Here is a 12,450-nt window from a genome sequence, read left to right on the forward strand (position 1 = left end):
AAACTCCGGGCATGTGTCGGCGGGACCTCCCGGCAGCGGTATGGTCTCCGCCCTGGCATGACGCCGACACCATATCTCTCACCACGTGTGTGTTGTACCGATCCACAGTAGTCACAACGCTGTTCAGGACACCCAGCATCGGAGGGGACATGAGAGTCGTGATCGCCGGAGCCGGCATCGGTGGCCTGGCGACGGCGCTTGGTCTGCACGCCGTCGGCATCACCGACGTACTCGTCGCCGAGGCCGTCGGTGAGATCAAGCCACTCGGGGTGGGGATCAACGTGCTGCCCCATGCCGTACGCGAGCTGACCGAGCTCGGGCTGGCCGACGAACTGGCCGCCATCGCGGTGGCGACCGGGGAGCTCGCCTACTTCAACCGGTTCGGCCAGCGGATCTGGTCGGAGCCGAGGGGAGTGGGCGCGGGATACCACTGGCCGCAGTTCTCGCTGCACCGAGGACTGCTGCAGGAACTGCTGCTCACCGCCGTCCGGCAACGGCTCGGCGCCGACGCCGTGCGCTGCGGCATGCCACTGACCGGGTTCTCCGACGGCCCTTCCGGCGCCGTCGCCACGTTCGCCGGGCACGCGCCTGTTCAGTGCGACCTGCTCGTCGGCGCCGACGGCATCCACTCGGCGACCCGCCGGGTGTTCGAGCCGCAGGAGGGCAGTCCGCCGTGGAACGGCCAGGTGCTGTGGCGGGGCGTCAGCCGCGGCAGGCCGTTCCTCACCGGCCGGTCGATGATCATGGCGGGTGACGCGGACGAGAAGTTCGTCGCCTACCCGATCGCCGGACCCGACGCCGACGGAACGCAGCCCATCAACTGGATCGCGGAACGCCCGCTCGGCCGCGACGCGGTGGACCGGGGGAAGTGGAACCGGCCGGTGGACGTCGCCGAGATCCTGACCCACTTCGGTGACTGGCGATTCGACTGGCTCGACGTGGCCGGAGTCATCCGTGCCGCGGAGGTCGCCTACGAGTACCCGATGGTCGACAGGGAGCCGCTGAGCAGGTGGTCCGGGGAGCACGTCACGTTGCTCGGCGACGCCGCGCACGCGATGTACCCGATCGGCTCCAACGGTGCCTCGCAGGCGATCCTGGACGCGAGGGTGCTGGCCAGTGCGCTGGCCACGAGCGCGAACGTGCGCAGCGCACTGGCCCGCTACGAGCAGGAGCGGCGGCCCGCCACAACCGGCATCCAGCTGGCGAACCGGGGAATGGGCCCCGAGGTGGTGATGAACCTGGCCGCCGAGCGGGCTCCTCAGGGCTTCACCGACATCGACGAGGTCCTCCCGTTGGCGGAACGACGCGAGATCGCCGCGCGGTACAAGCAGACCGCGGGCTTCGACCCAGCGGTCCTCAACGAACGCCCGAGCTACGACGTCCCACCGGCCGACCGCGAGTCGTCCACCGCCGACTCCCCACGCTGAGGTGGGGTGTCCCGCCGCGGCGGGACACCCCTGCTCTCAACCGGTCAGCTTCTCCAGCGTCCCCACGATCTCCAGTACCGAGGGCTGGGCCGCGATCTCGGCCGCGACGCGCTCCGCCGACCGGGCGAAGCGAGGATCGTCGAGCAGCTTCCGGCACTGCCGCGCGACCGCCGCCGGGGTGAGCTCGTCGGGTGGCAGGCCGAGGCCGGCACCCGCCTGCTCGACCGCGGCGGCGTTGTCGAACTGGTCGTCGAACTGCGGCAGGATCAGCTGCGGACAGCCCGAGACGAACGCGGTGAGCGTGCTGCCCTCACCGCCGTGGCTGATGGCGGCCGAGCAGTGCGGGAGCACCTGGGCCAGCGGAAGTCTGCCCGCGAAACGCACTGCGTCCGGCAGGCGCGGCCACCCGGCGACGACGGCGTCGTCGACCGCCACCAGCAGTTCGACGTCGAGTTCGGCGAGGCTCTCCAGCATCGGCAGGATCAGCTCCCGCACACCGTCGGGGCCCAACCGCGGGATGAGCGTCCCCATCGTCACGCAGATCGTGCGAGCGCCCGCCGGCCCGAGCGCCCAGGCCGGCACGTGGGCGTCGCCGTTGTACGGCACGTATCGCAGGGTGCGGAAAAGACCCGTGTGCGGCAGCCGCAGGCTCGGCGGCCACTGGCACAGGACCTCGGCGGGCTCGGGCAGGGCGGACTGGCCCGCGGCGGCGAGCTCCGCGGCCAGCTCGACGGTCGCACCCGCCACGTAGTCGTCGAGCCGGGCGACGCCCCACTGCAGCTCGACGAAGGGGATGTCCCGCTCGGCCGCGGCGATGCGGCCCGCGAACTCCGCCCGCTCGCTGAGGACCAGGTCCGGTTTCCAGGACTCCGCCAGCGAACGCACACCGCGCAGACCGGCGGCCGCGAGCCTGCCGAAGAACCGTCCGTGCACCAGCGACCGTTCCTGGCCGCGGGGAATCCGGTCCCCACCGCCATCGGCGGACAGCCGCACGAAGTCGGCCTCCGGCACACACGAGACCACCGGGAGCCCCGAGCGGGCTGCGGTCGGAACGAACGTCTCCGGAACGGCGACGAGCACGTCGTGGCCACTCGAGCGGAGCGCCCACGCGAGGGGCACCAGCGGGAAGAAATGGCCGGGCAGCGCTACCGAGGTGATCAGGACCCGCATCCGGCCCCTCCTGACTAGTTGGTGGGTACGACCGTGGCGAGCTCGCGGCGCTTGCACGTGGCGTAGTCCGGCAGGATCCCCGCCTCCAGCGCCTGCGCCAGCGTCGGCGCGGCAAGGTCGCGTGCGGACATGATCGGCTCGATGTCGGCCGGGATGGGCAGGCCGAGCTCCGGGTCGCCTGGAGCGATCGCGAGCTCGTTGACCGCGACGTAGGACTCGGAGAGCAGGTACGAGATCACCGTGTGGTCCTCGAGCGCGATGAAGGCGTGCCCGACGCCGAACGGGATGTAGACGGAGCGGAACGACTCGCCGTCGAGCGAGGCGGCGTCCCACTGGCCGAAGGTCGGGGAGCCGACCCGGATGTCGACGACGACGTCGAGCGCCCTACCGCGCACGCAGCACGTGTACTTGGCCGAGCCAGGCGGTGTCGCGGTGAAGTGTATGCCCCGCACCACTCCGCGGCGCGACTCGCTGAAGTTCGTCTGCGCGACCGGGAACAGCGGTGCGCCCACCGCGTCGACGAACGCGGCCTGCTGATGTGGGGAGACGAACAGTCCCCGGTCGTCGGGAAAGACCTCGGGGGTGAACTCGACGGCTCCCTCAACGGCCAGCTCGCGCGCCTGCATGGAAATCAAGCCCTCCTCGGTTTCCTGCCGGGGTCGGCAGTTCTGCACTTTCGGACACGCTTTGCATGCACGCGAGCAGGCTACGGGCCTCGATGTTCAGGTAGTGGCCGTGCCGCAGCAGATCCGTCAGCTGGCTCAGTGTCATCCAGCAGAAATCCGGAGGCACCGAGACCGGGAAGTCCTCCCCCACCTCGACGATCCGGTAACGCGTCAACGCGTGGTAGAACCGCCCGCCCTCCTCCGACAGCACAGCGTCGTAGCGCACCCGGCCCAGTCCTGAGCCCACCAGTTCGCTCAGGAACTCCTCCTGCACGTCGGCGAGTCCCTGCCCGGGAAGCAGGTGGATGGTGGGTGCCATCTCCACAAGGTCCATCAGGCCGAACTCGGGCCGGGCTCGGACCAGGACGTGGAGCACACCCTCGATGACGCGGGTGACGAACCACGCCTGCCCCCGGCCCCGTGGCTCCAGCAATGGCTGGCTCCAGCCGGCGACCTCCCGGTTGTCCGCCCGCACCCGCACCCCGATGATCCGGAAGTTCCTGCCGTCCTCGGCGGACAGTTCCGACTCGTCGCGAGACCACTGCCGGACTCCCGCCAGCGGGATGAGGGACGCGGTCCAGTCGCACCGGGTCTTCGCCTCGGTGAACCAGCTCAGGATCTCGCCCGCGGTGTGCAGGCCCGGCCGGTCACCGTGGGCGGACTGGTACTGGTAAGACCGGGCGAGCGCCTCCGAGAAGGTGTCGCCGGCCGAGCCCGCGGGCTCCTCCGGCAGTCCGAACGGCATGCAGGACAGCACGGTTCGCGCGTCCATGTTGACCAGGTTGTCGACGTTGAGCGCCTCGCGGACCTGGCTCAGCGGCAGCCACCGGAAGTCGTCGTGCACCGGGATGTCCTCGGTCACCAGCACGACCATGTTCCGGTTGCGCTTGCGCCAGAACCAAGCGCCCTGCTCGGACTGGAGCACGTCCACGATCACCCGTCCACGGCCGGGGCCCGCGAAGTGCTCCAGGTACCGGGTGCTGCTGCCCCGGTGCACCTGAGTGTAGTTGCTGCGCGTGGCCTGCACCGTGGGCGAGAGCTGGATGGTGTTGACGTTGCCGGGTTCCATCTTGGCCTGCATCAGGCAGCAGAGAACGCCGTCGAACTCCTTGACGAGGATGCCGAGGATGCCGATCTCGGGCTGGTTGATGATCGGCTGCGACCAGGTGTCCACCCCGGCGGACCTGACCTGAAGCCCTTCGACGCTGAAGAACCGTCCGCTCTCGTGGCCCAGGTTCCCGCTGTCCGGGTCGAACCGCCACGCGTCCAGCTCGGCGAAGGGCACCTGGCTCACCTCGAACCGCGTCGCCATGCTCCGCTCGTTCCACCAGTGCCAGAACTCGTCACTCGACTCCAGCGGCCGGGACACGTCCCCGCGCAGAGACGTCACGTCGCGCACCGGGGTCGCGGCGTCGCTTGTCGAGAGTGGCTCGCCCATACTGCACTTCCTTTGCGTCACGGGTCTGCGAACCTCGGGCCGGCCCGGCCACGGTCCGTCGTCGGTCAGACCGCCGCGAGGACTCCCCGGAGCACGTCGATGAACTTCTCCTGCTCCGCGTCCGACAGCGAGGGATACATCGGCAGTGAGAAGATCTCGCCCGCCAGCTTCTCGGTAACGGGCAGCGAGCCTTCCGCGTACCCGAGGTGCTGGAAACCCCGCTGCCGGTGCACCGGCCACGGGTAGCTGATGTTGAGAAAGACGTCGTGCTCCTTCAGTGCTTCGAGCACCGCGTCCCGCCTCGGATGCCGGACCACGTGCACGTAGTACACGTGGTCGTTGCCGGCTGCGACCGCGGGCAGCACCAGCTCGGTGTCACTCAGCTCCTCCGCGTACCGGTCGGCGATCTCCCTGCGCCTGCCGATGTAGGCGTCGAGACGACGCAGTTTGCGGCGCAGGATCTCGGCTTGGACCTCGTCCAGCCTGCTGTTGTGCCCCGGAGTCTGCACGACGTGGTAGACCGTCTCCATTCCGTAGTACCGCAGCCGGCGAAGGCTGGCATCCACGGTGGAGTCGCTGGTGATCGTCGCGCCACCGTCGCCGTATGCGCCGAGGACCTTGGTCGGATAGAAGGAGAACGCGGCCGCGAGCCCCATCGAACCGGCGACCTCGCCGTGGTGACGGGCACCGTGTGACTGCGCGCAGTCCTCGAGGATCGGGATCCCGTGCTTCTGCGCGATCGCCCGCAGCGGAGCCATGTCCACGCACTGGCCGTACAGGTGCACCGGCAGCAGACAGGACGTCTTCTCGGTGATCGCGGCCTCCACCTGTGTGACGTCCATGAGGTAGTTCTCCTCGAGGACGTCGACGAAGACCGGGGTGGCTCCGACCGCGTCGATCGCCACGACCGTGGGCGCCGCGGTGTTGGACACGGTGATCACCTCGTCACCGGGTTTCACGCCGATCGCGCGCAAGCCCAGCACGATCGCGTTGGTCCCGTTGTCGACGCCGGCGCAGTGCTCGACGCCGTGCCACGCGGCGAACTCCTCCTCGAACTGGCGCACACTCGGGCCCATCACCAGCTTGCCGGAACGGAAGACGCTGTCGACCGCGTCGAGGATGTCGTCGCGCTCCTGTTCGTACTCGGGCAGATAACCCCAGACGTACTGGCTCATTTACTCTCTCCACCTCCGAGGCGGGTGTTCTTGCGATGTCGTCGTGCTCGGCGAACGCGGCCCGAAACGGTTCACACGATTCCCTTGACGAGTTCCGTTCCGTGCTCGTCCCAGCGATTACGCGAGATCGAATGAATGTGCATGTCCCAGTGCCGACCCTGGAAGTACATGTGATCGGCGAGCACCGCTTCGTGGGTGACCAGTTCAGCGTAATCGCCGACGAATCCGAGATCGGCGAGGCTTTCCTCGTGCGTGTGGAAATATACTTTTCTGATCCGCCACATCGCAAACGCGAAGTTGACCGTGAGCGCGGCGGCATCGATGGCGATCTCCTCGCTCTGCGCCCGGTCGATGTGCACCGACACCTGCGCATGGCCCGCATCCGAGGGCTCGGACACCTCCGTGAATCCGACGATGTCTCCGGAATCCTTGTTCTGCAGCAGTAACTGGGCAGCGGCTCCCTGGAGGAAGCCGTCCATGTAGGAGTCCACAACGGGCAGCGGCGTGCGACCGATCCTGAACAGGATGTCGTAGGCCGTCCGGCCGTCCTGCTTGCTCGCCGGTCGCAGCAGAACCCGCTTGGACTCAACGTGAGGAAAGAGCATGGTGGACCTTCCTTGTTGCGCTGAGCTACTACTCCGGAATTCTGTCCGAATTCACGATAAATCGGGCGGAATTTCCGGATGTCCAGGTATTTCGTCGTCCCGCCGGCAGGACGACCGAGCCCTGTCCCGGTGGGCCACCTCGGCGAACCCCGCCGCGACCACCGCGGCACGCGCCGCCGCGAGCAGGTTCTCGACAGCGGGATCGACACCGAGGGCCGCACCGGGGTCGTGCCCGACTCGCCGACACCGGCCCGCACTGTCCGCGGCGTGCATCGCCGACTCGACCAGACAGAGCACGGTTTCCGCCACCGGGTCGGCGCGGTCCACTGTCGCCTCCAGGTGTTTCAGCTCGCACCACAGCCGGTCACGCACCTCGGTCCAGTCGCCGACAGGTCCCCGCACAGTCCCGCACTCCTCGTGACCGCCTGGAGTGCGTGCGCCGGACCCGGCCGAGACCGGCTCCGACCCCGCAACCCTCGTGCCGCCCGGCGACCGTGCCCGCCGCACGCGTTCAGCTCAGTTCGTAGATCACCGAGTCACTCGGGACCTCGACCCGACGAGCCCGGTCGAGCTTCCAGCCGCTCTCGGCGAAGACGCCTTCCCATTCCTCCAGTGTCGGCAGGTAAACGCCCATCAGGTCGTGGGCGACCTCGAAGGCCAGGTTGAACACCGGCATCCGGGTGTCCGCGATCCCGTGGGTGCGGGCAGTGTCACCGAGCAGGAACTTCCGCACGTTCGGAAACACCTCGCGGAGCCGGGACAGGGAGGCGACGCAGTTCTCCCGCGGCCAGAAGTCGTGGCCCATCATGAAGCACGTCAGCAGCTCCACCTCGGCGAAGCGCGGATCGGGCTCCAGCGCGGTCGCATCGGCCACGATCAGCTCGGCCCGGTCGCCGACACCCGCGTCGCGCAGGTGACGTTCGGCGTCGACCAGAACCGAGCCCGCGATGTCGAGCCCGACACCGGACGACACAGGAAAGCGGTTCAGCAGCTGGAGCAGCCGCTCACCGCTGCCCGCACCGAGGTCGCCGACGGCCTTCGGGTCGAAGTCGAGCTCGTCGAGCGCCTCCCAGAACACCGGTTCGAAGGCCAGCTGGTTGATGTCCCGGCAGGCCCGCCCGATCGCGGGCGCGTCGCGCTGGTAGAACTCCCCGCTGCGGTTCTTCGTCTCCAGCACGTTCGCCATGTCGGCGAACAGGCTCACCGATCCGATCGTGAGCCAGTGGTAGAAGGCCTTGCTGCCGTAGAACTCGGCGAAGTCCGGCCCCGGCCGGATCTCGGTGCCGGCCCGAGTCACGACACCCACGCCCGCGAGTGCCGCGAACATGGCCTGGGTGGCTCGACGATCGAGGCCACGGTCGGCGGCGAACTCCGCGGAGTCGACGACCCCGCGCTCGCGCAGCGCGTCCAGCGCGCCGACGTCCCAGGCGGAGCTGATAGCGAACGCCGCCACGGTCGAGTTGTAGACATTGGCGACGCGTTCGCGTGCCTCTCGCCCCGTGGAGGGGACGGCCGAGCTCGTCTCGGCCTCGTGCAGGCCGGCGACCTCTGTCATGAGTTCTCCTTCCACCCCGGCTGACCGTTTCCGACACGTACCCGCGGCTCGAGGACGACGTGCGAAAAGGCAGCGACTGCTGAATCACCAGAAAGACATGGCTGTCCGGTGGCGACGGCCGTCACCGATGAGCGGCGGCCGGTCGCCGGTCCCGCCAGCGGGACGCCCGACGGCCGGGACTCACACCACGTGAACCTCCGGCACGTAGAGGATCCAACGTCCACCGTGCTCGCGGAACTCCTGCTCCTTGGCCATGATCTCGTCGGCGTGGTTCCAGGCGAAGAGCAGCGCGTAGTCCGGATACGGCGCGGAGAACGACTCCGGCGGCCGCACCGGGATGTGGGTACCGGGCGTGAGCATGTGCTGCTTCGCGGGCGTCGTGTCGCAGACGAACGACACCAGGTCGGGCCCGAGGCCGCAGAAGTTGGCCACGGTGGCGCTCTTCGCCGTGGCGCCGTAGGCCACGACGGTCTTGCCCTCGGCCCGCACCGTGCGCAGCAACGCGACCAGGTCGTCGCGGATCTTCCTGACGTTGGCACCGAACGCCTCGAGGGTGGCCAGGTCGGAGAGCCCGCGTGCGTCCTCCTCCGCCACCAGCTCGGCCACGGCGGCCGTGGGGGTGCGCGCACCCTTGCGCGCCAGCGTGTACCGGACCTCGCCACCGTGCACCGGGATCCGCTCGACGTCGACGAGCTCGAGCCCGTTGCGTGCGGCCATCTCCCGCACCGACCGCGCGCTGAAGAGGAAGAAGTGCTCGTCGTAGATCTGGTCGAACGACGTCTTCTCCACGATGTCGCCGAGGTAGGGATCCTCGAAGACGAACACGCCCTGCGGGCCGAGAAGGGTGGTCACGCCGTCGAGGATCGACTCCATGTACGGGATGTGGCACAGGGTGTTCGCGGCGTAGATCACGTCCGCGGGACCGTCGGTGGCGTGGATGTCCTCGGCGGTCGACCTCTGGAAGAAGTCCTTGCGCACGCGGATTCCCTTGTCCGCGGCGAGATCGGCGACCCCGCTGGAAGGTTCGACGCCGAGGTGCCGCACACCGGCCTCCGCCACGGCCTTCAGCATGATGCCGTCGTTGCAGCCGAGCTCCACCACGAAGGGGTCCGCCCCGGTGAGCTCCGTGCTGAGGAAGCGCTTGGCGAGTCCTTCGAAGTGCTCGCGCATGACCGACGATCCCGAGGAGTGGTACGGGTAGTCCGCGTGGAACATCCGCTCCCGCGGGACCTCCTCCATCAGCTGCACCATCCGGCACGTGTCGCACACGCCGGTCGCCAGCTGAAAGAAGAACTCCTCGTCGCGGTCGGCATCGGGCTCCAGGAAGGCGTCGGAGAGCGGTTGGCGTCCGAAGTGGATGAACTCCTGGACCGTGCCGGAGCAGATCCGGCATTGAGACGTTACGGGCATCGTTCTCCTCGACTTCGTATCGCTTCCGGCTTCGACCGGGCCGGCTCCGCCCGGCGGCACGAGAGTCGGCCACCGGCGCGGACAGCACCGCCCGCTCGACGCACGGTACCCAAGGAGTGCGAAAAACAGGAGACACCAACGTTTTCCCGGTGCCGGACACCGCGGGGTCCCGCTGGCGGGACGCCTGACCGGAGAGCGCCGAACGGCGTTGACGGCGCGCTCGCGCCGTCGGTAACTTCTTGCGGAGCTCCCGATGTGAGGGACTGATTCCCACGGACTCGTTCTCCGAATTCATGCAATCATCGCCAACATCACGACGGCGCAAGGAAAGGCTTCGATCCATGCTCGACAAGGCAGAGGTGACAGAGCGCGTCCGCGAGACTGCGAGGACGATCTGCGCCGAGCAGCCGGACATGCCGGAACCGAAAACGTTGAAGGACCTCGATTCGTTCTCGTTCGTCCAGGTCGTGCTCGAACTCGAGAACAGCTATCAGGTCAAAGTCCTGGAGGATCTTGAGAACTTCAGCGGCGACCAGTTCGAGGACCTCGCAGAATTCATTCTGGCCCGCGCGGCGGCCGCGGGAAGCGCGTCCTCTCCCGCCGCGCCGGGTGCGTAACCAGCGGCGGCAGGCCATCCGGAACCAGGTGACCGGTCGCGGCCCCGGCCCGAAACGGCGGACCGGACCACCGACGGCCGGGCCCGCACCGGGTTTCCGGATGGCCACTTCGGACACCGTGTGGGCGTCGAGAACGGAGGACCGTGACGGCGAACCTGAGCATCGATGAGGGAATCCTGTCCGCGGTGGGACGCACACCGCTCGTCCAGCTCGACCGATTGTTCTCCAGGAACGGTTCCTCCACGCGGTTCTTCGCGAAGCTGGAGGGGCTGAATCCCGCCGGCAGCGTCAAGGACCGCGCCGCCACGAGCATGGTGCTCGACGCCATCGAGAAGGGGACGATCGAACCGGGCCGCTCCGTGGTGGTGGAGTCGAGCTCCGGCAACCTCGGGATCGGGCTGGCTCAGGCGTGCTGCCGCTTCGGCGTGCGGTTCATCTGCGTGGTGGATCCCAAGACGACGGCGCAGAACATCTCCATCCTCCGCTCGTACGGCGCGGAGATCGACCTGGTCTCCGAGGCGGGCGACGCGGGCGACTACCTGACGGCCCGGCTGCGCCGGGTGCGCGAGCTGTGCGCGCAGCTGCCTCACACGTACTGGACCAACCAGTACGAGAACGTGCTCAACGCTCGCGCGCAGGAGAGCATCATGCGCGAGGTCGTCGGCGAGCTCGAGCAGCGAGTGGACTACATCTTCATCGCCACCGGCACCTGCGGCACGATCCGTGGCTGCGGTGGGTTCATCAGGAGAAACGCGCTGAGCACGCGGATCGTCGCCGTCGACGCCGAGGGCAGTGCCATCTTCGGGACACCGGGCAGGCGGCTGATTCCCGGGCACGGCGCGGCGATCCGCCCGGCGCTGTGGCACGAGGGCATCGCCGACCAGGTCGTCTCGGTCAACGACCAGGACTGCGTCGTCGGCTGCCGGAACCTCGTCGGCGCCGAGGCGATACTGGCGGGCGGGTCGTCCGGAGCCGTGGTGAGCGCGGTGGAACACCTGCGGGACGAGATCCCCGACGGCTCCACCTGCGTACTGGTGTTACCGGATCGCGGCGAGCGGTATCTGGACACCATCTACTCCGACGAGTGGGTGCACGGCAACTTCGGCGAGATCAAGCACCTCTGGAAGAGGAAGGCACCATGCTGATTCTCCGGAAGAGCGACGTACTGGACGTGCTCGACGGTTCCGAACGGGCCGTGCGAGACGCCGTGTCCGGCGCGTACGTGGCACATGCCGAGGGCAGGACGGTGGTCCCGCACTCGACGTTCCTCCGGTTCCCCGACGAGCCGGGAAACCGGATCATCGCGCTGCCCGCGTACGTCGGTGGCGCGCACCCGGTCGCCTCCCTCAAGTGGATCGCGTCCTTCCCCGGCAACATCGACAGGGGCGTCGAGCGCGCGTCGGCGGCCATCCTGCTCAATTCCATGACCGACGGCAGACCGGTCGCCCTGCTGGAGGGTTCGGTGATCTCGGCCCGCCGCACGGCCGCGAGCGCCGCCGTCGCCGCGCGCGAGCTCACCTCCGGCGCTCCGGAGGACGTGCGTTCGGGTGTGTCACTCGTGGGTTGCGGCGTCATCAACTTCGAGGTGCTGCGGTTCCTGCGATCCGAGTTCCCCGAACTGGGCACGGTGACGATCGCCGACCTGAGTGCCGAGCGGGCCCGCCGGTTCGGCGACCGCATCACCGCGCAGTGGCCGGACCTCTCGGTCACCGTCGTGGAGGACGCCGAGGCCGCGACACGCGCTCACCGGCTGATCTCGATCGCCACCACGGCGAGCTCTCCGTACCTCAGCACCCGATCCTGCGAGCCCGGATCGGTCGTGCTGCACGTCTCGCTGCGCGACCTGGCCGTCGACTCGATCATCGGAGCGAGAAACGTGGTCGACGACGCCGATCACGTGTGCCGGGCGGCGACGTCGCTCGATCTGGCCCAGCAGGCGGTCGGTCACCGCGACTTCGTGCACGCCGAGGTGGGCGACATCCTGGCGGGGACGGTGTCGGTCGGCTACGACCGCACCGCGACCACCGTCTTCTCGCCCTTCGGCCTCGGAGCGCTCGACGCCGCCGTGGCGGCGTTCGTCGTCGACACAGCGACCGAACGCGAGCTGGGGACCTCGGTACCCGGGTTCCTCGAGTAGAACACCCGCGCTCGCACCGGATTCGTCACCAGTCACGAGGAGGGTCATGTCCACTCAGGACGACTACGTGGTCGTGCTCAACCACGAAGAGCAGTATTCCGTCTGGTTCGCCGACCGCGACGTGCCCGAGGGATGGCGGAAGGAGGGCTTCGCCGGAAGCCGCGACGACTGCCTCGACCACATCGACAGGGTGTGGACCGACATGCGCCCGCTCAGCCTGCGCCAGCGCATGGCCGAGGAACGCTGACCAC

At 68.6% G+C, this 12,450-nt stretch carries 13 protein-coding genes; 5 read left to right on the forward strand and 8 right to left on the reverse strand.

What is annotated here, in order from left to right:
- The first annotated feature begins 149 nt into the window (after positions 1-149).
- On the forward strand, positions 150-1,427 hold the full coding sequence (locus tag JHE00_RS26375) for a flavin-dependent oxidoreductase (protein ID WP_200323030.1): 1,278 nt from the start codon (positions 150-152) through the stop codon (positions 1,425-1,427).
- 36 nt (positions 1,428-1,463) lie between these two features.
- On the opposite strand, the gene JHE00_RS26380 is transcribed toward JHE00_RS26375, so the two are convergent.
- The 8 genes from JHE00_RS26380 to JHE00_RS26415 all read right to left on the reverse strand — a co-directional run bounded on the left by JHE00_RS26380 (position 1,464) and on the right by JHE00_RS26415 (position 9,445).
- Entirely contained in the window at positions 1,464-2,597 is a 1,134-nt protein-coding gene (locus JHE00_RS26380) for a nucleotide disphospho-sugar-binding domain-containing protein (RefSeq protein WP_200323032.1), read from the reverse strand.
- Between the two features lie 14 nt (positions 2,598-2,611).
- Positions 2,612-3,223 (reverse strand): dTDP-4-dehydrorhamnose 3,5-epimerase family protein, encoded by a 612-nt coding sequence (locus JHE00_RS26385; RefSeq protein WP_200323349.1) that lies wholly within the window; start codon positions 3,221-3,223, stop codon positions 2,612-2,614.
- Entirely contained in the window at positions 3,198-4,700 is a 1,503-nt protein-coding gene (locus JHE00_RS26390) for an NDP-hexose 2,3-dehydratase family protein (protein WP_200323034.1), read from the reverse strand. Before JHE00_RS26390 ends, JHE00_RS26385 begins: the two co-directional genes overlap by 26 nt.
- A 65-nt stretch (positions 4,701-4,765) precedes the next feature.
- A complete protein-coding gene (locus JHE00_RS26395) occupies positions 4,766-5,875 on the reverse strand; it encodes a DegT/DnrJ/EryC1/StrS family aminotransferase (protein ID WP_200323036.1) in 1,110 nt (369 codons plus the stop codon).
- Between the two features lie 71 nt (positions 5,876-5,946).
- The gene (locus JHE00_RS26400) at positions 5,947-6,480 is read right to left on the reverse strand and encodes a GNAT family protein (protein WP_200323038.1); all 534 of its coding nucleotides are present in this window, start codon (positions 6,478-6,480) and stop codon (positions 5,947-5,949) included.
- A 51-nt stretch (positions 6,481-6,531) separates the two neighbouring features.
- On the reverse strand, positions 6,532-6,882 hold the full coding sequence (locus tag JHE00_RS26405; RefSeq protein WP_200323040.1) for a hypothetical protein: 351 nt from the start codon (positions 6,880-6,882) through the stop codon (positions 6,532-6,534).
- Between the two features lie 109 nt (positions 6,883-6,991).
- Positions 6,992-8,035: a class I SAM-dependent methyltransferase gene (locus JHE00_RS26410; protein WP_200323042.1), complete on the reverse strand. Its 1,044-nt coding sequence runs from the start codon at positions 8,033-8,035 to the stop codon at positions 6,992-6,994.
- A gap of 180 nt (positions 8,036-8,215) precedes the next feature.
- Positions 8,216-9,445 carry a class I SAM-dependent methyltransferase gene (locus JHE00_RS26415; RefSeq protein ID WP_200323044.1) on the reverse strand — a complete coding sequence of 410 codons (1,230 nt, stop codon included), beginning with the start codon at positions 9,443-9,445 and terminating at the stop codon, positions 8,216-8,218.
- Between the two features lie 341 nt (positions 9,446-9,786).
- Between JHE00_RS26415 and JHE00_RS26420 the strand changes: the two genes are divergently transcribed.
- From JHE00_RS26420 to JHE00_RS26435, 4 genes are all read left to right on the forward strand, one after another.
- Positions 9,787-10,062 (forward strand): hypothetical protein, encoded by a 276-nt coding sequence (locus JHE00_RS26420; RefSeq protein ID WP_200323046.1) that lies wholly within the window; start codon positions 9,787-9,789, stop codon positions 10,060-10,062.
- 143 nt (positions 10,063-10,205) lie between these two features.
- Complete coding sequence (gene sbnA / locus JHE00_RS26425; RefSeq protein WP_307832120.1) at positions 10,206-11,207, forward strand: 2,3-diaminopropionate biosynthesis protein SbnA; 1,002 nt, start codon at positions 10,206-10,208, stop codon at positions 11,205-11,207.
- A complete protein-coding gene (gene sbnB, locus JHE00_RS26430; protein WP_200323048.1) occupies positions 11,201-12,199 on the forward strand; it encodes a 2,3-diaminopropionate biosynthesis protein SbnB in 999 nt (332 codons plus the stop codon). Before sbnA ends, sbnB begins: the two co-directional genes overlap by 7 nt.
- A 46-nt stretch (positions 12,200-12,245) precedes the next feature.
- Positions 12,246-12,446, forward strand: a complete 201-nt coding sequence (locus JHE00_RS26435) for an MbtH family protein (RefSeq protein WP_200323055.1) — start codon at positions 12,246-12,248, stop codon at positions 12,444-12,446.
- The last annotated feature ends 4 nt before the right edge of the window (positions 12,447-12,450 follow it).

Source organism: Prauserella cavernicola (genome assembly GCF_016595675.1).
Classification (GTDB): Bacteria; Actinomycetota; Actinomycetes; order Mycobacteriales; family Pseudonocardiaceae; genus Prauserella_A; species Prauserella_A cavernicola.

Bases quoted from the DNA above. Each gene is read 5' to 3' on its own strand.
- JHE00_RS26375 (WP_200323030.1), top strand. From the start codon at position 150: ATGAGAGTCGTGATCGCCGGAGCCGGCATCGGTGGCCTGGCGACGGCG.
- JHE00_RS26380 (WP_200323032.1), bottom strand. From the start codon at position 2,597: ATGCGGGTCCTGATCACCTCGGTAGCGCTGCCCGGCCATTTCTTCCCG.
- JHE00_RS26385 (WP_200323349.1), bottom strand. From the start codon at position 3,223: ATGCAGGCGCGCGAGCTGGCCGTTGAGGGAGCCGTCGAGTTCACCCCC.
- JHE00_RS26390 (WP_200323034.1), bottom strand. From the start codon at position 4,700: ATGGGCGAGCCACTCTCGACAAGCGACGCCGCGACCCCGGTGCGCGAC.
- JHE00_RS26395 (WP_200323036.1), bottom strand. From the start codon at position 5,875: ATGAGCCAGTACGTCTGGGGTTATCTGCCCGAGTACGAACAGGAGCGC.
- JHE00_RS26400 (WP_200323038.1), bottom strand. From the start codon at position 6,480: ATGCTCTTTCCTCACGTTGAGTCCAAGCGGGTTCTGCTGCGACCGGCG.
- JHE00_RS26410 (WP_200323042.1), bottom strand. From the start codon at position 8,035: ATGACAGAGGTCGCCGGCCTGCACGAGGCCGAGACGAGCTCGGCCGTC.
- JHE00_RS26415 (WP_200323044.1), bottom strand. From the start codon at position 9,445: ATGCCCGTAACGTCTCAATGCCGGATCTGCTCCGGCACGGTCCAGGAG.
- JHE00_RS26420 (WP_200323046.1), top strand. From the start codon at position 9,787: ATGCTCGACAAGGCAGAGGTGACAGAGCGCGTCCGCGAGACTGCGAGG.
- sbnB (WP_200323048.1), top strand. From the start codon at position 11,201: ATGCTGATTCTCCGGAAGAGCGACGTACTGGACGTGCTCGACGGTTCC.
- JHE00_RS26435 (WP_200323055.1), top strand. From the start codon at position 12,246: ATGTCCACTCAGGACGACTACGTGGTCGTGCTCAACCACGAAGAGCAG.